Below are 16,512 nucleotides of genomic sequence, written 5' to 3'. Positions count from 1 at the left end.
GAGGCATCGGTCAATCCGCGCTACCGTGTCATCAGGCTGTCATTTTCCCGTTGTGGCAAAGGACAACCCCGAACACACGCTGCCGGAGTACCACATGGGAACATTGTTCGATTTGGCCAAATACCGCAAAGCCAAAAGCTTTGTTCATTTTGACCGGGCTGAACTGATGAAACTCATGAACACATATTCCCGACAGGTTGCCAGCGGCGCCTGGAAGGATTATGCCATTGATCATCTGGACGGGATGGCGATGTTTTCGATTTTCCGTTCAACCCACGAAACCCCTCTTTTCACGGTCATCAAGCTCGGTAACGAGCACAAAAATGCCGGACAATATGTTGCCCTGCATAGCGGTGAGCGCATCAAACAAAGCGCTGAAATCGTCAATGTGCTTGAAGCCATCGAAAAACGCGCCCGCAAGGTCGTACCCCTGTTTAAAACAAACTCCTGACGGTTCCCACACGTGACCAGCCCCTCATCGGCCAGCCCTTCGGGCCGACACCCCCTATTCGCGCTTGCCGTGCTGGCCTGCCTGCTGTTGCCAACAGCGGGAAACACAGCAGGTATGAGCAAGGAATACCAGACAGGTTATTATGCCTATCAGGCTGGGGATTACGTGCGCGCGCAGTCCTTCTGGCATCTGGCGGCACAGGAAAACGACCCGTATGCGCAATATGCGCTGGGCCTGCTGTATTTTCGCGGTGATCTGGGGGCGCCTGAATACGAAATGGCGGCTAATTGGTTTGGCAAGGCTGCAAAGACCAACCACGGCGGGGCGACCTATTATCTTGGCCTGATGCATTTCAACGGATTTGGCCTGCCCTACGATCATTTTCAGGCCACGAAATACTTCAAGCGGGCACTGCGCATTGATCCGCACAATGCCAATGCCGCCTATATGATCGGCGCGCAGTATTTCCATGGTCGCGGGGGTCGCCAGAACTTTGTCGAAGCCGCCCATTACTTTGAAATTGCCGCAAACGAAAACATGCACGCCGCACAGTTCATGTTCGGTGCCCTGCTTGAACGTGGCTGGGGCGTGAAACAGAATTACGCCGACGCCTATTACTGGCTAAGGCGTGCTGCACGCGGCCCGATCACCTTTCCCGAAGGTGCCAACGAGGCAGAACCACTGGACCCGCAGGCCGCACTGGATGCGCTGGAACCAAGGCTCCGGCCTGAGGAAATTCAACGGGTTGAAAAGCGCCTTGCCCTTGATGCAACGGGATAGGGTCGCAAGCGCCAGATATGACACGGGCACCTGATTTCTCTCAGATGCCCGTGCGCTTTAAGGTCTGTTTTGGCCGATCTTACTCGGCAAGCTTATAGGCAATCACATAATCGCCCGGCTTGGTGCCAATTGATCCATGACCACCGGCGACGATCAGCACATATTGCGTCCCGTCATCGGTTTCATAGGTCATTGGTGTCGATTGACCACCGGCTGGAAGACGTGTTTCCCAAATCTTCTCGCCGGTCGTGGCGTCATAGGCACGGAAATAGTTATCGACCGCCGCGCCAAGGAACGCCACGCCACCCTTGGTCAGGATCGGGCCACCGATGCCCGGCACACCCAGTTCGAAAGGCAACGGCAACGGGGTCATGTCTTCGACCGTACCGTTTTTATGCATATAGGCAATCTCGCCCGTGCGCAGATCGGCACCGGCAACATATCCCCATGGCGGGGCCTGGCAAGGGATGCCAAGCGGCGACAGGAACGGCCCCATTTCAACGGCATAAGGCGCACCTTCGTTCCGGTTAATCCCCATTTCACTGGCCTTTTCACTACCACGTGGCGGCACCTCCGCCCGCGGGATCAGGCGCGAAGTAAAGGCAAGATAGGTCGGCATGCCAAACATGATCTGGCGTTCCGGATCAACCGCAACACTGCCCCAGTTGAACGTCCCGAAGTTACCCGGATACACCAGAGTCCCTTCCAGAGATGGCGGCGTATAGCGGCCTTCGTATTTCAACAGATGGAACGCAATACGGCATGCCATCTGATCAAACAGGGTAATGCCCCACATGTCCTTGCCGGTAAGCGGCTCTGGCATAAATGTCAGGTCTGAAACCGGCTGGGTCGGGGCGGTATGATCCTCGGGGATTGCACCACCGGGTGCGGGCACTTCGTTCACCGAAATGATCGGCTCACCGGTACGGCGGTCCAGAACATAGATATCGCCCTGTTTGGTAGGGCCAACCAGTGCCGGAACGGTTTCCCCATCGGCGTTGGTGATATCAAGCAGGGCTGGCTGTGCCGGTACATCCATATCCCAAAGATCATGATGCACCGTCTGGCGCACCCACTGGACCTGACCGGTCTCAAGGCTAAGTGCCACGATCGACGAGGAATAAGTTTCCACATTTTCATCGCGGTTCATGCCCAACTGATCAGGGACCTTGTTGCCCAACGGCACATAGATCATGCCGAGCGCCTCATCCGCACTGGATACAGACCAACTGTTGGGCGAGTTGGCAGCATAGGTCTGATCATCGGGGATCGGTTCGGTTTGTTCCGGATTGCCGGAATCCCAGTTCCAGATCAGCTCGCCGGTATTGATGTCATAGGCCCGAATAACGCCCGACTGCGATTTGGTGGAATTGTTGTCATTGACTGCCCCGCCAATGATGATTTTGCCATCAGCGGCCACCGGCGGCGATGTTGAATAATAATAGCCTGCCGGGTTATAGGGCATGTTGGTTTCGAGATGCACGATACCCTCGTCCCCGAATGACGGGCAAATTTCACCCGTTGTCGCATCCAGGGCAATCAGGCGTGCATCCGATGTCGGCAGGAACACACGTTCGGTGCAGGGGCCGGTTTCGTTGGTGGCCGCATCTTTATAATAGGTAACACCCCGGCATGTCTGATGCTGACGGTCCGGATTTTGCGGAATGCCCGGATCGAACTTCCACTTTTCCTGTCCGGTTTTGGCATCAATCGCAATCGCCCAACTGTGTGGGGTACAAAGATACAGCGTCTCGCCGATCTTAAGCGGTGTGACCTGATAGGTGGTTTCAGGCACGTCACTTTCGCGTTTCAGATCACCGGTCTGATAGACCCAGGCCTGTTCAAGCGATGCAACATTATCGGTATTGATCTGATCAAGCGGTGAATAGCGCTGCCCATAGGTCGTCCGACCATAATGATGCCAATCGCCATCGGGCACGGAGCCGCCATATTGCGGGTTCTCGACAACCGTACTGGTTGGCAGGGTGCCCTCAATTGCATTGGGATTATTCATCATCGAATAGACCGCAGCGATCACGGCGATAACGACGCTGCCTTCAAGCACAAAGGACCGAACCGGTGTCGTATTCTCTGTTGCGCCATCCTCATCCTGCGGCGCCCGGATCAGGGTTCTGCGGAAAACAGGCGTCATAAGCCAAAGCCCGACAACAATGATCAGGCCGCCGCGTGGTGCCAGTTGCCACCAGTCAAACCCGGCCTCCCACACAGCCCAGACCAGGCTTGCGAGTGTAAAGGCACTATAAAACGGCAACAGAACCGGCTTGCGCGAAAAGGCCAGAAAGCTTGCAAACAGGAACGCCAATCCGGCAAGCGCGTAATAGAAGCTCCCGCCGACCGCAATCAGCCATGCACCGCCAACAGCAAGCGCAAGACCGATCAAAGCCAGAAGGCCTGATGTCACTAGATTAATCATGGGGTAACCCTCGGCTAAATGAGGTCGCCAACCGTCATCAAAGACAGTGGACCGGAACTTGAGTCTTCAAAGAGGTTTAACCACAAACGCCTGAAAACCTTGCAAGTTCCACCGAGGACAAAAAAATCCCACCGTCAGCCATGAGCCGGTGGGATGTGTTGATTGCGGTGCGTTCGCAATTAGTGGTGGGTTTCGATGACCATGCCGCTTTTGACAACCTCGGTAATCGTCACACCCAGATTTTCGTCGACGACAACCAGTTCCCCGCGGGCGACCAGTCGGTTGTTGACGTAGATATCAACCGGCTCCCCCACGCGACGGTCCAGCTCGAGCACGGCACCACGGGTCAGGCGCATCAATTGCGCGACCTGGATCTGGCTTTTGCCAATCACCGTTGACACACGCACAGGCACGTCATAGGCCGCCCCAATGTCAGAGGCCCCCATACGTACGCTAAACGGGTCCTTATCGTCGTCAGCCATGATCTCGCGCCATCCCGTCAAATCGAAAGAATCGTGAAGCTTGTATCTTAAAGGTGAGCTTTGAAAAAAGTGTTAGCAAGCCCAATCTGATAAAATCGACGATTGCTGATCGGTTCTGAAAATGTATCGGCACAATTTTACTGTCGTTTTTTGTATTATATTGCCCTAAACAGATGACGATTCCGGGCCAAACTTGGCCAAAAGTGATCCAACCAGACGTCAGGATGTTTCATGCCTTATGACCGCCAATGGGTGGCCGACGCCATCAGCACGATTGAAGCCGATTTCAACCGGTCTGCCGATACCCATCTGATCCGCCTTGATCTGCCAAAGCTTGGTGACATTGGCCTGTACCTAAAAGATGAGTCGACCCATCCATCCGGCAGCCTCAAACATCGTCTGGCCCGGTCGCTGTTTCTCTATGGGCTGTGCAATGGCTGGATCAACAAGGACACCCCGATCATCGAGGCATCCAGTGGCTCGACCGCCGTGTCAGAGGCCTATTTCGCCCGCCTTCTTGGCCTGCGCTTTATTGCGGTGATGCCGAAATCCACATCACAGCAAAAAATCGATCAGATCGCCTTTTATGGCGGCGAAAGCCATCTGGTTGATCACAGCGGCCAGATTTATGAAGAATCACAACGTCTGGCGCGCGAATTGGGTGGCCATTACATGGACCAGTTCACCTATGCCGAACGCGCGACCGACTGGCGCGGCAACAACAACATCGCCGAAAGCATCTTTGATCAGCTCAAACGCGAACCCCACCCCATTCCACGCTGGATCATTGTTGGTGCCGGAACGGGCGGCACGTCATCGACCATCGGGCGCTATATCCGTTATGGCCGAAGCCTTGGTCAGGGCTGCGAGCTTTGCGTGGCTGACCCGGAAAACTCGGTTTTCTATGATGGGTATGAAACCGGCGACTGTTCGGTCACCAACAGCAAGGGATCGCGCGTCGAAGGCATCGGTCGTCCGCGGGTCGAACCCAGCTTTAACCCGACCGTGGTTGATCGCATGTACCGCATCCCCGACGCAGCAAGCTTTGCGGCCCTCTATTACCTGAAAAAGCATCTTGGGCGGCGCTGCGGCGGATCGACGGGCACCAACCTGATCGCGACCCTGTCGCTGATCTCGGAAATGAAGAAAGCCGGTCAAACCGGGTCGGTCGTGACCTTGCTCTGTGATGGCGGGGATCGCTATTGCGATACCTATTACAATCCCGACTGGCTCAAGGCGCAGAACATCGACCTGACACCGTGGACAGATGCACTCGACCGTTTTGATGAAACAGGTCTGTTTGACATGCCGCTTGATCATTGCAGCGGCTATGCCGGGCGTTAAGCAACCTAAGCCTCACCAATCTGCGAACACAAAAAAAGACGGGCGGTTAAACCGCCCGTCAGTCTTATCAGGGGAAGCTTCTCAGGGAGGAGAGACAGTCCTTAGCCGGTTACCGCAATCTTGCGCGGTTCGGGCTTCTGTTCTGCTACCTTTGGAAGAGTAAGCAACAGAACACCGTTCTTGAAGGATGCGGTGATATTGTCGGCATCAATGGTGTCATTCAGGCGGAAGGACCGCTTGAAGCTGCCATAGCTGCGCTCGACAACATGGGCGCCATCCTTGCTTTCACGGCTGAATTTCTTCTCGCCGGTGATGGTCAGAACACCGTCAAGCACTTCGACATTGACGTCATCCTGTTCAACGCCCGGGAGTTCGGCGGAAAGCTCAAAATGATCTTCGCCGTCATAGATGTCGATCCGTGGGCTCAGCAACGGTTGGGTCGCTTCGCCTTCTTCGGAAGATACCTGTGCCGACGGGGCTGCACGGTGACCAAAGATCGAACCGATCATGCGGTCAACGTCACGGGAAATAAGAGTGAAAGGATCACCGTAAGTCGGTGCAGAAGACGGACGACGGGATCCATTAAGAGTCTGAAGACCAGTCATTGTAGTACCCTCCATTACAGACGAGTATTCTTGCGCCATCAGTCCAGACCAGGCTGCAACCTTGACGCGTATCGGGGCACCATGCCCCTTTCCGATCTTGAGATAGATCGGGTGAAAATTTCCGCAAGTGGGTCGATGCATTTTTTTGCGAATTTTTGATTTTTTCTGATCGCCTGCTTGAACAAATTCCTTCTGGCATTCCATTCCCTGGAAAAATTCAACATGACGCTGGCGCCCGCCCCGCCCTCGGATTAGCTTCATCCCATTGATTGGCGCACGCGCGCCACCGTCCGAGTTAAAGGAACGCATATGAGCACTCTTTTCACCCCGCTTTCACTGGGCAAGCTATCCCTTGATAACCGCATTATCATTGCACCGATGTGTCAGTATTCCGCCGATAACGGCAAGGTTACCCATTGGCATGACATGCATCTGGGCAATCTGGCGCAATCGGGTGCCGGTCTTCTGATTATCGAAGCCACCGCCGTCCAACCCGAAGGACGCATTACCTATGGCGATGTCGGCCTGTGGGATGACGAAACCGAGGCAGCACTTGGTAAAACGCTTAAAGCTGTGCGCAGCCATTCCAACATGCCGATTGCGGTTCAGCTGGCCCATGCCGGGCGAAAGGCATCTTGTGAAAAACCGTGGCTCGGGGGCCATGCCCTTTCCCCGGACCATGAAAATGGCTGGCAGGTCTCAGCCCCCTCTGCCGTACCATTCCGTGACGGCGACCCAATCCCCGAGGCAATGACAAAATCACGCATTGCAGAAATCATCCAAGCCTTTGTCGAGGCGGCTGAACGGTCCGTCCGGTTGGGTTTTGACGCGATTGAAATTCATGGCGCGCATGGTTATTTGCTCCATCAATTCCTGTCACCGCACGCCAACAAGCGTGACGATGAATATGGCGGTTCCTTTGAAAACCGCACGCGCATCGTGATCGAAATCTATGACGCCATCCGCAAGGCCGTTGGCACGGACTATCCGCTCGGCATCCGTATTTCGGCAACCGACTGGGTCGACGGAGGCTGGGATATCGATCAAAGCGTCGCGCTGGCAAAACTCCTCAAGGACCGCGGATGCGATTTTATCGACGTTTCATCGGGCGGCCTGCATATCGATCAGCAAATCCCGCTCGGCCCCAATTATCAGGTCCCGTTTGCCGCCCGCATCAAGGCCGAAACCGGCATGACCACAATTGCGGTCGGCCTGATCACCGAGGCCGAACAGGCAGAAGCCATCACCTTTACCGGTCAGGCCGATGCCATCGCCCTTGCGCGCGGCATTCTCTATGACCCACGCTGGCCGTGGCATGCCGCCGCAACGCTGGGCGCCGAAGTCAAGGCCGCCCCGCAATATCTGCGCTGTCAGCCCCGCACGCTTAAAAAGCTGTTTGGCTGACACCTTTTGAATTCAGCAAAGAGCCCGCCAGTGTGCGGGCTCTTTTTTATTGCCACTTATACAAAAAAAAGGGGCCCGCCAATGGCGAGCCCCTTCCCTTATGCGATAGGTCGGTTGGGTAAGACTTAGAAGCCCATGCCACCCATGCCGCCCATACCACCCATGCCGCCCATGTCAGGCGCACCGCCAGCCGGTTTGTCTTCGGCTTTCTCGGCGATCATGCATTCGGTGGTGATAAGCAGACCAGCGACCGATGCTGCGTCCTGCAGAGCAGTACGAACAACTTTGGCCGGGTCGATGATGCCAGCTTTGACGAGGTTGGTGTATTCGCCCTTCTGAGCGTCGTAACCGAACTCTACGTCGTCCTGCTCAAGCAGTTTGCCAGCAACAACAGCGCCGTCTACGCCAGCGTTCTGTGCGATCTGGCGAACCGGTGCCTGCAGGGCACGGCGAACGATGTCAACACCGATGGTCTGGTCGTGGTTTTCACCTTCAAGGCCTTCGAGCGCCTTGACGGAGTACAGCAGAGCCGTACCACCACCAGCAACAATGCCTTCTTCAACAGCAGCGCGGGTCGCGTGCAGGGCATCGTCAACGCGGTCTTTGCGTTCTTTCACTTCGATTTCCGAAGCGCCACCGATTTTGATCACTGCAACGCCGCCTGCGAGTTTCGCGAGACGTTCCTGCAGTTTTTCACGATCGTAGTCAGAGGTGGTTTCTTCGATCTGGGCGCGGATCTGGCCAACGCGTGCTTCGATCTGTGCTTTCTCACCGGCACCATCAATGATGGTGGTTTCTTCTTTGGTGATGGTAACCGATTTCGCGGTACCAAGCATATCGAGGGTGACGCTTTCCAGCTTGATGCCGAGATCTTCGGAGACAACCTGACCACCGGTAAGGATGGCGATGTCTTCGAGCATGGCTTTACGACGGTCGCCGAAGCCCGGTGCTTTGACAGCAGCGATTTTCAGACCACCGCGCAGCTTGTTGACAACCAGGGTTGCCAGTGCTTCGCCTTCGATGTCTTCAGCAATGATCAGAAGCGGCTTGCCGGACTGAACGACCGACTCAAGCAGCGGAAGGATCGGCTGAAGCGAGGAGATTTTCTTGTCGAACAGCAGGATGTACGGAGCATCCATTTCTGCGACCATTTTCTCCGGGTTGGTTACGAAGTACGGAGACAGGTAACCACGGTCGAACTGCATGCCTTCGACAACGTCGAGTTCGGTGTGCAGGCCTTTGGCTTCCTCAACGGTGATAACGCCTTCGTTGCCAACTTTTTCCATGGCTTCTGCGATCATGTCGCCGACTTCACGGTCACCGTTAGCAGAAATGTTACCAACCTGTGCGATCTCATCGCGACCGGCAACTTTACGTGCACGGCTCTGGATGGATTCGATCACTTTGGTGGTCGCAAGGTCGATACCGCGCTTCAGGTCCATCGGGTTCATGCCGGCAGCAACAGACTTGTTGCCTTCACGAACGATGGCCTGTGCCAGAACGGTTGCGGTCGTGGTGCCGTCACCAGCCAGATCGGCGGTTTTCGACGCGACTTCGCGAACCATCTGTGCGCCCATGTTTTCGAACTTGTCGGTCAGTTCGATTTCTTTGGCGACCGAAACACCGTCCTTGGTCACGCGCGGTGCGCCAAAGGACTTTTCGATAACAACGTTACGACCTTTCGGGCCGAGGGTCACCTTGACAGCATCTGCCAGGATGTCGACACCGCGCAGCATTTTGGCACGTGCGTCAGTGGAGAATTTTACTTCTTTAGCAGCCATAATATTCTTTCCTCTCTATGAGACGGATGAACGTGGACAAATCACCCAAACGGGCTGACTTAGTCCATGATGCCCATGATGTCGGATTCTTTCATGATCAACAGCTCTTCGCCGTCGACCTTGACTTCGGTGCCCGACCATTTGCCAAACAGGACTTTGTCACCTGCTTTGACGTCGAGGGCTACGACCGAGCCATCTTCTTTGCGAACGCCAGAACCAACAGCGATGACTTCGCCTTCCTGCGGTTTTTCTTTGGCGGTATCCGGAATAATGATGCCACCGGCAGTTTTGGTGTCGGATTCGACACGACGTACCAGTACTCGATCATGCAGCGGACGGAACTTCATTTTAGACAACTCCGTGTTTAAGCTAAGGCTCGTTAATAACTAAGACTAACCGGGATGAGCCCGTATTAGCACTCACCCCCGGCGAGTGCTAACAGCATTTATTGGAGTACCAGTTCAAAGTCAATAGGGAGATGTAAAAAGACGCAGAAATGTCACGATTTTTGGCGATTTCCGCATGCGGAGCGCAGCAAAAATCCGCCCCCGTTTTAAAGCGGGCTGATCAAAACATTTTCATGCCCGGGATACAAGCCCCCGCACCACGCCGCAGAAGAATATATATCGGACTGTCACACTTGCTTTTGTCAAAGGGCTGTTTGGCAGATCCGGTTTAGGCGACGAAGATGCATGGTTCAAACACCTATGAAAAAGCGGGTTTCACGTCTAAGCTCCAACCAAAGAATACAAATAACGTCCAATGACCGCGCAAACACCCGGATTGCAAAAAATGTCGTGCAGTAAAAATTCATCGGCCCTGACGTCCGGGCCTTCAGGCAAGCGACAGGATCTGATCGCTCCCGCTTTTCTGTTGCTGGCCCTTGTCGGGTTGTTTTCTTCACAAACAATCAGCACTGATGCCTGGGGCGATGAGGCTGATGTCGAATGCCCGAAAAAGATCGCCTATGTCGAAAATGACCCGATGTCGCAGAAGTCGATTGTCATCCTGCAGAAACTCTATGCTGATCTCGGCTGCCCGCTTCAGGCCGTCAAACTGCCGGGGCGTCGCGGCCCCTTGCATTTCAATGAAGGTCTGGTGGACGGTGAATTGCTGCGTGCGGTTGCAGCTGAAAAGAACTATTCGCGCGCCTTTGTCAGATCATCGGTTGCCCTGCGCGAGATCGCAAACCGGCTTTGGCGCAATCCGAACGATCAAGACCCGTCAACGCCGATTGCCTTTACGCTCGGCGTGATATGGCAGGAAAAGTACGTCCATGCCGATACGGCCAAAACCGGCATCACGCACAAGCCAATGATGTATAATACCGAAAAGCACCAGGCCTATGCCGAAGGGCGCATCACGCGTTTTCTGTCCGCAGATAGCAATATCGACGACATGCTGACACAGGGCATCCTGGGCAACACACCAGCACCGGTAATCGAGGAAACAATTTCGGTCTTGCCGCTTTATCATTATCTTGGCGCGGAATTCGCCCCCTTCATGAAAAAGTTCTCTGCCCTCGTCGCGCTAACGGATCCATTTCGCAAGGACCAGAATCAGTAATCGCAACGACGGGTGCCGCAGCTTTGATAAAGCCGACCGCCCATTCAATTGCCAAGCTCAGAATTTTATAAAAATGCGCATATGCACGAAGGCCAAGCTTCTGCTATCCATAGTCTGGACGAATTATTTTACCCTGCACAAGGCAGCACGGATGCAATTTGAAGAGCTGGAAATTCCCGATGTTAAGCTGATCTTCCCGAAGAAATTTGGCGATGAGCGGGGTTTTTTCTCTGAAACCTATAATCTGGAAGCCTTTGCCAAAGCTGGCATCGATCCGCAGTTTGTGCAGGACAATCACTCTTTATCGAGCAATGTCGGTGTGCTGCGAGGACTGCATTTTCAATGCCCGCCCTTTGCCCAAGACAAGCTGGTTCGGGTCATCAGAGGCCGCATTCTGGATGTCGCAGTCGACATTCGCGCCAAGTCAAAGACGTTCGGGAAATGGGTATCGACTGAAATCAGCGCAGAAGACTGGAACCAGATATTCATTCCCGCCGGTTTCGCCCACGGCTTTGTCACGCTCGAGCCGAACACGGAAGTGAACTACAAGGTATCAGCACCTTATGCTCCGGAAAGCGAACGCGCGATCATGTGGAATGATCCGGACCTTGGCATCGACTGGCCGTTTGACGAAAACCAGGTCACGCTGTCGGCAAAAGACGAGAAAGCCATGAGTTTTGCGAGCTATCGAGAGAACCCGGTATTCTAGTTCCGCTCACAGGATATCGTAGGTTCGCAGAACCGTCTGAAGATATGCCTTGTAAGAGCTTGCGCCAAACTCACTCGCAAGCTTTTCAAACTGTTCGACCGTGATCATGCCCTTTCTCAGCGCGATTTCTTCAGGACAGGCAATCTTGAGGCTTTGGCGGCTCTCGACGGTACGGACAAAATTGGCGGCCTCAAGCATCGCAGCGTGCGTTCCCGTATCCAACCAGGCATAGCCCCTGCCCATCTTCTCGACCTTAAGCGTGCCACGCTTAAGGTAAGCCTTGTTAACATCGGTAATTTCAAGCTCACCACGCTTGGACGGCTTGATCGATTTGGCAATGTCGACAACATCTGAGTCGTAAAAATACAACCCCGTCACGGCGAAATTCGATTTGGGGTTGGCCGGTTTTTCCTCGATATCCAGGGCCACACCATTGCGGTCAAACTCGACCACGCCATACCTTTCGGGATCCTGAACGTAATAGGCAAACACGCTCGCCCCATCGGATTGGGCCATGGCGTTGCCCAACAATTTCGTCAGGTCGTGCCCAAAATAGATATTGTCACCCAAAATCAAACAGCACGGATCGTTCCCAACAAAATCCGCACCGACAATAAACGCATCGGCAAGGCCGCGGGGTTCAGGCTGAACCGCATATTGAAGGCTGATCCCCCATTTCGAACCATCACCGAGCAGATCTTTGAACAGCGGCACATCGCGGGGCGTGCTGATAATCAGGATGTCTGTGATTCCCGCCAGCATCAATGTGGTCAGCGGATAATAGATCATCGGCTTGTCATAGACGGGCTGCAGCTGCTTGGAGACAACCAGTGTCGAAGGGTGCAAACGCGATCCTGTACCGCCTGCCAGTATGATCCCTTTACGCATCCGAATTTTCCTTCCCAAGCCCTCTAATAACAGCCGTCAGGCTGTCCTCTACATTTGGCAACTTGATACCAAACGTATCATTGATAAGCCTGCAAGACATTACAGAGTATTCTGGCCTTTTTGCCGCCGTTGGAAATTCCGAGGACTTGATTGGCAAAACCACACAATCTTTGCCTTTCCAATCCTCACCCCACTCCTGCAAAGCGATCTTGTGAATGCTTTTGCCAAACTCAAACCATGTCATTTCTTGATCTGAGGTCAGGTGATAGGTGCCGAATTTATCAAACTCGGCAGAGATCGCCACACAACAAAGCTCCAGAATCGCATGTGCCAGATCATGGGCGCTTGTCGGGCATCCGGTCTGATCATCGACAATTCGAACTTCATCCCTTTGCGCCATCAGATTAAGCATGGTTTTGACGAAGTTTTTCCCAAACTGGCTATAGACCCAAGATGTGCGCAAAATCAGATAGTTTTGGAGTGTCTCTTTTACGGCAACTTCACCCGCAAGCTTGCTGTTGCCGTAAACACCCAAGGGCGAGACAGCATCTTCCTCGCGATAAGGCTTTGTTCCCTTCCCGTCGAAAACATAATCCGATGAGACATGGATCAGCGAGACGGAGCGTTTGGCAAGGGCCTGCGCCATTGCGCGAACCGCATCGCCGTTAACCTTGAACGCGATATTTTCCTGCTGCTCAGCCAAATCGACCGCAGTGTAGGCCGCTGCATTGACAACAATATCCGGGTGCACGCTGTCGATAACGGGCTCGATTTGGGACGCATCCTCAAGATCACATTCTTCCCGACCAACAAAGGTCAGTTGGGCTTTGGGAAATTCATGCGCGGATGCAGCCAGACACCTGGCAAGCTGACCATTTTTGCCAAAGACCAGTATTCTAGGCATCGGCTTGCCCCTTGGCACTTCCCAGACGTTCTCCGGCATATTTGTTCTGTAAAATCGGCTCCCACCATGCGCGATTGTTCACATACCACTCAATGGTTTGCCGCAGGCCGGTTTCGAAATCGTATTTCGGCTTCCAACCCAACTCATTCTGCATTTTGGTTGGATCGATGGCATAGCGCCAATCGTGACCGGGACGGTCCTTTACATATGTCACCGCGCCATCAAAACTGTCGAATGCGATGTCCGGTATGATCGCGCGGACTGTATCGAATATCCGTTTCACGACATCGATATTGGTCAGTTCGTTACAGCCGCCAACATTGTATTTCTCGCCAATGCGGCCTTCGGTCAGGATCTTGACCAGTGCCTCTGCATGATCTTCAACATGCAGCCAGTCGCGCGTATTCAAACCCTCGCCATAAACCGGAAGCTTCCTGCCATGCAGCAGGTTCAGCACCATCAACGGGATCAGCTTTTCCGGGAACTGAAACGGCCCGTAATTGTTGGAACAATTGCTGATGACGATGGGCAATCCATAGGTATGGTGCCACGCCTGCACCAGATGATCCGAACTTGCCTTGCTGGCAGAATAAGGTGAGGTCGGCGCATAAGCCGTTTCTTCGGTGAACAGCCCTTCGCTGCCAAGCGATCCATAAACCTCGTCTGTCGAAATATGGTGGAACCGGAATGTCGCTCGCCTGCCTGCCGACAGCTTCTCAAAATAGGCGCGTGCGACGTCAAGCAGGGTAAAGGTGCCAACCACATTGGTCTGAATGAAATCAGCCGGTCCGTCGATCGAACGATCAACATGACTTTCCGCCGCCAGATGCATCACCGCATCGGGCTGGAATTCATCAAACAGTTTGGCAATGGCGTCCCGGTTGCAGATATCCTGATGGGCAAAATGGTAGTTATCGCGTGCGGAAATTGACGCCAACGTCCGCAGATCACCCGCATAGGTCAGTTTATCGATATTAAGGACTTCATAGCCCTTCAACCCGGTCATCAGCCGACAAACAGCAGACCCGATAAAACCTGCACCGCCCGTCACGATAACTTTCATTTTGCTCTCATTGAAAATTTGTGGCTTGGAACCGACGTCGTCACTACGAGATTACATTGCGCAAACGATAGTGTCGAACCTTCGGTTAACTTATTGCAAAGAAATGTTACTTTTGTGCACCTTTCGTGTCGCCATCCCATAAAGCGCAAACAAAATGCCGGACGCGATTGCATCCGGCATTTTTTGATAATTTTGAATAATCGCGGTGATTATTCAACCGTTACTGATTTCGCAAGGTTGCGTGGCTGATCGACATCGGTGCCTTTGTGGACTGCAACATGATAGGCCAGCATCTGAACCGGGATGGTGTAAAGGATCGGTGCGACGAAGTCGGCGACCTTGGGCAGCTCAACCGTGGCAGAGGCCATATCACCCAGCTTGGCAAGCCCCGGCGCATCCGAGATAAAGATCACCCGTCCGCCACGTGCCGCCGCTTCCTGCATGTTGGATGCGGTTTTTTCAAACAGCTCGTCAGACGGCGCAATGACAATGATCGGAACCGACTGGTCAATCAGGGCAATCGGGCCGTGCTTCATTTCACCCGCTGCATAACCTTCGGCGTGGATATAGGAAATTTCCTTGAGCTTGAGCGCCCCTTCCATCGCGATCGGATAGCCAAGACCACGACCGAGATAAAGCACATCGCGCGCATCGGCGACATCAAGGGCAAGCTGCTTGAGCGCTTCATCATGATGCAGGACCTCGGCAGCATGTTTCGGCACCTCGGTGAGTGCGGTTACGATTGCTGCTTCCTCGTCCTTGGCAAGGGTGCCGTTTTCGCGTCCGATGGTCACCGCGAGGCAAGCCAGGACAGTCAGCTGCGTGGTGAACGCCTTGGTCGACGCCACCCCGATTTCCGGGCCGGCATAGGTCAGAAGCACCACGTCACTTTCGCGCGCAATCGTGCTTTCGGGCACGTTGACGATGGAAACGATCTTCTGGCCCTTGGATTTGGCGTAGCGAAGGGCAGCCAGCGTATCAAGCGTCTCGCCCGACTGCGAAATAAACAGGGCAACGCCACCCTTTGGCAGCGGAGGGCAGCGATAGCGGAACTCGGATGCGACATCGACATCGACACCAAGACCGGCATAGCGTTCCACCCAATGCTTTGCCACCAGACCGGCGTAATAGGACGTGCCGCAAGCGACAATCGTCAGGCGCGACGCATCGGCAAAGGAAAACGGCATGTCCGGCAGCTTGATGGTCTGGGTCGCCGGATTGATGAAGGCATGCAGGGTATCGCCAATCACCGCAGGCTGCTCGAAGATTTCCTTCTGCATGAAGTGATTGTAATTGCCCTTACCCATCATGGCACCCGAAACCGCCGACAGCTTGGTTTCGCGGGTGACGTCTTCGTCATTTTCATCGCGCACCTGAACGCTATCGCGGGTCATTTCGACCCAGTCGCCTTCTTCAAGATAGATCAGTTTGTTGGTCAGGTGCGACAGCGCCATCGCGTCCGAACCAAGATACATCTCGCCCTCGCCCAAACCAACGGCAAGCGGCGTTCCACGACGGGCACCAAAGATGACGTCATGCTGACCGGCAATCATGATCACCAGCGCAAAGGCACCTTCAATGCGGTGCAGGGTCGCGGCCACGGCGTCACGCGGGCTTTTGCCCTGATCAAGGAAATCGGACACCAGATGCACGACCACCTCGGTATCGGTGTCGGTGGCAAATACCCGCCCCTTGGCAGTAAGCTCCGCCTTGATTTCCTGGAAGTTTTCGATGATGCCGTTATGAACAACGGCAACCTTGCCATCGGTATGCGGATGGGCGTTGTTTTCGGTCGGAACACCATGGGTTGCCCAGCGGGTGTGGCCAATACCAACATCACCAGCAAGCGGTTGGTCCGCCAAACGGTTGGCAAGATTGATCAGCTTGCCTTCTGCGCGGCGGCGTTCGATATCGCCATTGACCAGGGTCGCAATCCCGGCACTGTCATAACCGCGATATTCAAGACGTTTGAGGCCTTCAAGAATGCGATCGCTAACGCTGTCTTTGCCGATAATCCCGATAATGCCGCACATATTGGTTTTCTTCCTGCTTTATATCGCGTGTCGTCTGGCCACCCGTAAATGTGGGCGGCAATTTCAAA

At 54.2% G+C, this 16,512-nt stretch carries 15 protein-coding genes; 6 read left to right on the top strand and 9 right to left on the bottom strand.

Annotated elements, in window-relative coordinates:
* Positions 1-94 precede the first annotated feature (94 nt).
* Together IT893_RS05950 and IT893_RS05945 are read left to right on the top strand one after the other, a co-directional pair.
* On the top strand, positions 95-451 hold the full coding sequence (locus IT893_RS05950) for a DUF2794 domain-containing protein (protein WP_008890526.1): 357 nt from the start codon (positions 95-97) through the stop codon (positions 449-451).
* Positions 452-565: 114 nt separating this feature from the next.
* Positions 566-1,231, top strand: coding sequence for a tetratricopeptide repeat protein (locus IT893_RS05945; RefSeq protein ID WP_197147173.1), 666 nt, complete (start codon positions 566-568; stop codon positions 1,229-1,231).
* Between the two features lie 79 nt (positions 1,232-1,310).
* On the opposite strand, the gene IT893_RS05940 is transcribed toward IT893_RS05945, so the two are convergent.
* Both IT893_RS05940 and fliN read right to left on the bottom strand, forming a co-directional pair.
* Positions 1,311-3,665 (bottom strand): glucose/quinate/shikimate family membrane-bound PQQ-dependent dehydrogenase, encoded by a 2,355-nt coding sequence (locus IT893_RS05940; RefSeq protein ID WP_197147172.1) that lies wholly within the window; start codon positions 3,663-3,665, stop codon positions 1,311-1,313.
* A gap of 179 nt (positions 3,666-3,844) precedes the next feature.
* Positions 3,845-4,147: a flagellar motor switch protein FliN gene (gene fliN, locus IT893_RS05935; RefSeq protein ID WP_040823589.1), complete on the bottom strand. Its 303-nt coding sequence runs from the start codon at positions 4,145-4,147 to the stop codon at positions 3,845-3,847.
* A gap of 231 nt (positions 4,148-4,378) precedes the next feature.
* Between fliN and IT893_RS05930 the strand changes: the two genes are divergently transcribed.
* The gene (locus IT893_RS05930) at positions 4,379-5,491 is read left to right on the top strand and encodes a PLP-dependent cysteine synthase family protein (protein ID WP_064790841.1); all 1,113 of its coding nucleotides are present in this window, start codon (positions 4,379-4,381) and stop codon (positions 5,489-5,491) included.
* A 101-nt stretch (positions 5,492-5,592) separates the two neighbouring features.
* Here IT893_RS05930 and IT893_RS05925 read toward each other — a convergent pair whose 3' ends face one another.
* A complete protein-coding gene (locus IT893_RS05925; protein ID WP_064790846.1) occupies positions 5,593-6,096 on the bottom strand; it encodes an Hsp20/alpha crystallin family protein in 504 nt (167 codons plus the stop codon).
* Between the two features lie 309 nt (positions 6,097-6,405).
* Here IT893_RS05925 and IT893_RS05920 point away from each other — a divergent pair, with 309 nt between their 5' ends.
* Positions 6,406-7,500 (top strand): NADH:flavin oxidoreductase/NADH oxidase, encoded by a 1,095-nt coding sequence (locus tag IT893_RS05920; protein WP_197147171.1) that lies wholly within the window; start codon positions 6,406-6,408, stop codon positions 7,498-7,500.
* 125 nt (positions 7,501-7,625) lie between these two features.
* Here IT893_RS05920 and groL read toward each other — a convergent pair whose 3' ends face one another.
* Complete coding sequence (gene groL / locus IT893_RS05915) at positions 7,626-9,281, bottom strand: chaperonin GroEL (RefSeq protein WP_064790843.1); 1,656 nt, start codon at positions 9,279-9,281, stop codon at positions 7,626-7,628.
* Between the two features lie 59 nt (positions 9,282-9,340).
* Positions 9,341-9,628, bottom strand: a complete 288-nt coding sequence (gene groES, locus IT893_RS05910) for a co-chaperone GroES (RefSeq protein ID WP_008890518.1) — start codon at positions 9,626-9,628, stop codon at positions 9,341-9,343.
* A gap of 445 nt (positions 9,629-10,073) precedes the next feature.
* Here groES and IT893_RS05905 point away from each other — a divergent pair, with 445 nt between their 5' ends.
* Complete coding sequence (locus IT893_RS05905) at positions 10,074-10,847, top strand: hypothetical protein (protein WP_197147170.1); 774 nt, start codon at positions 10,074-10,076, stop codon at positions 10,845-10,847.
* Positions 10,848-10,998: 151 nt separating this feature from the next.
* A complete protein-coding gene (gene rfbC, locus IT893_RS05900) occupies positions 10,999-11,556 on the top strand; it encodes a dTDP-4-dehydrorhamnose 3,5-epimerase (RefSeq protein ID WP_064781647.1) in 558 nt (185 codons plus the stop codon).
* A 6-nt stretch (positions 11,557-11,562) separates the two neighbouring features.
* Here the strand turns inward: rfbC and rfbA are convergent, their stop codons facing one another.
* The 4 genes from rfbA to glmS form a co-directional block, all read right to left on the bottom strand.
* Positions 11,563-12,444, bottom strand: coding sequence for a glucose-1-phosphate thymidylyltransferase RfbA (gene rfbA, locus IT893_RS05895; RefSeq protein WP_197147169.1), 882 nt, complete (start codon positions 12,442-12,444; stop codon positions 11,563-11,565).
* On the bottom strand, positions 12,437-13,348 hold the full coding sequence (gene rfbD, locus IT893_RS05890; RefSeq protein ID WP_197147168.1) for a dTDP-4-dehydrorhamnose reductase: 912 nt from the start codon (positions 13,346-13,348) through the stop codon (positions 12,437-12,439). Before rfbD ends, rfbA begins: the two co-directional genes overlap by 8 nt.
* Positions 13,341-14,411 carry a dTDP-glucose 4,6-dehydratase gene (rfbB, locus tag IT893_RS05885; RefSeq protein ID WP_197147167.1) on the bottom strand — a complete coding sequence of 357 codons (1,071 nt, stop codon included), beginning with the start codon at positions 14,409-14,411 and terminating at the stop codon, positions 13,341-13,343. The genes rfbD and rfbB overlap by 8 nt, the downstream gene beginning before the upstream one ends.
* A 209-nt stretch (positions 14,412-14,620) precedes the next feature.
* Positions 14,621-16,444 carry a glutamine--fructose-6-phosphate transaminase (isomerizing) gene (glmS, locus tag IT893_RS05880; protein ID WP_197147166.1) on the bottom strand — a complete coding sequence of 608 codons (1,824 nt, stop codon included), beginning with the start codon at positions 16,442-16,444 and terminating at the stop codon, positions 14,621-14,623.
* Positions 16,445-16,512: the final 68 nt, after the last annotated feature.

Origin of the sequence: Thalassospira sp. A40-3 (assembly GCF_015871485.1) — a bacterium.
Lineage (GTDB): Bacteria > Pseudomonadota > Alphaproteobacteria > Rhodospirillales > Thalassospiraceae > Thalassospira > Thalassospira tepidiphila.
Note: the sequence above shows the minus strand (reverse complement) of the source record. Positions and strands in the feature narration are given on the sequence as shown.

What these genes read in the sequence shown, in the direction of transcription:
- rfbD (WP_197147168.1), bottom strand. Translation starts at nt 13,348, where the DNA reads ATGCCTAGAATACTGGTCTTTGGCAAAAATGGTCAGCTTGCCAGGTGT.
- groL (WP_064790843.1), bottom strand. Translation starts at nt 9,281, where the DNA reads ATGGCTGCTAAAGAAGTAAAATTCTCCACTGACGCACGTGCCAAAATG.
- IT893_RS05945 (WP_197147173.1), top strand. Translation starts at nt 566, where the DNA reads ATGAGCAAGGAATACCAGACAGGTTATTATGCCTATCAGGCTGGGGAT.
- IT893_RS05930 (WP_064790841.1), top strand. Translation starts at nt 4,379, where the DNA reads ATGCCTTATGACCGCCAATGGGTGGCCGACGCCATCAGCACGATTGAA.
- IT893_RS05950 (WP_008890526.1), top strand. Translation starts at nt 95, where the DNA reads ATGGGAACATTGTTCGATTTGGCCAAATACCGCAAAGCCAAAAGCTTT.
- groES (WP_008890518.1), bottom strand. Translation starts at nt 9,628, where the DNA reads ATGAAGTTCCGTCCGCTGCATGATCGAGTACTGGTACGTCGTGTCGAA.
- IT893_RS05940 (WP_197147172.1), bottom strand. Translation starts at nt 3,665, where the DNA reads ATGATTAATCTAGTGACATCAGGCCTTCTGGCTTTGATCGGTCTTGCG.
- rfbC (WP_064781647.1), top strand. Translation starts at nt 10,999, where the DNA reads ATGCAATTTGAAGAGCTGGAAATTCCCGATGTTAAGCTGATCTTCCCG.
- rfbA (WP_197147169.1), bottom strand. Translation starts at nt 12,444, where the DNA reads ATGCGTAAAGGGATCATACTGGCAGGCGGTACAGGATCGCGTTTGCAC.
- glmS (WP_197147166.1), bottom strand. Translation starts at nt 16,444, where the DNA reads ATGTGCGGCATTATCGGGATTATCGGCAAAGACAGCGTTAGCGATCGC.
- IT893_RS05905 (WP_197147170.1), top strand. Translation starts at nt 10,074, where the DNA reads ATGTCGTGCAGTAAAAATTCATCGGCCCTGACGTCCGGGCCTTCAGGC.
- rfbB (WP_197147167.1), bottom strand. Translation starts at nt 14,411, where the DNA reads ATGAAAGTTATCGTGACGGGCGGTGCAGGTTTTATCGGGTCTGCTGTT.
- IT893_RS05925 (WP_064790846.1), bottom strand. Translation starts at nt 6,096, where the DNA reads ATGACTGGTCTTCAGACTCTTAATGGATCCCGTCGTCCGTCTTCTGCA.
- fliN (WP_040823589.1), bottom strand. Translation starts at nt 4,147, where the DNA reads ATGGCTGACGACGATAAGGACCCGTTTAGCGTACGTATGGGGGCCTCT.
- IT893_RS05920 (WP_197147171.1), top strand. Translation starts at nt 6,406, where the DNA reads ATGAGCACTCTTTTCACCCCGCTTTCACTGGGCAAGCTATCCCTTGAT.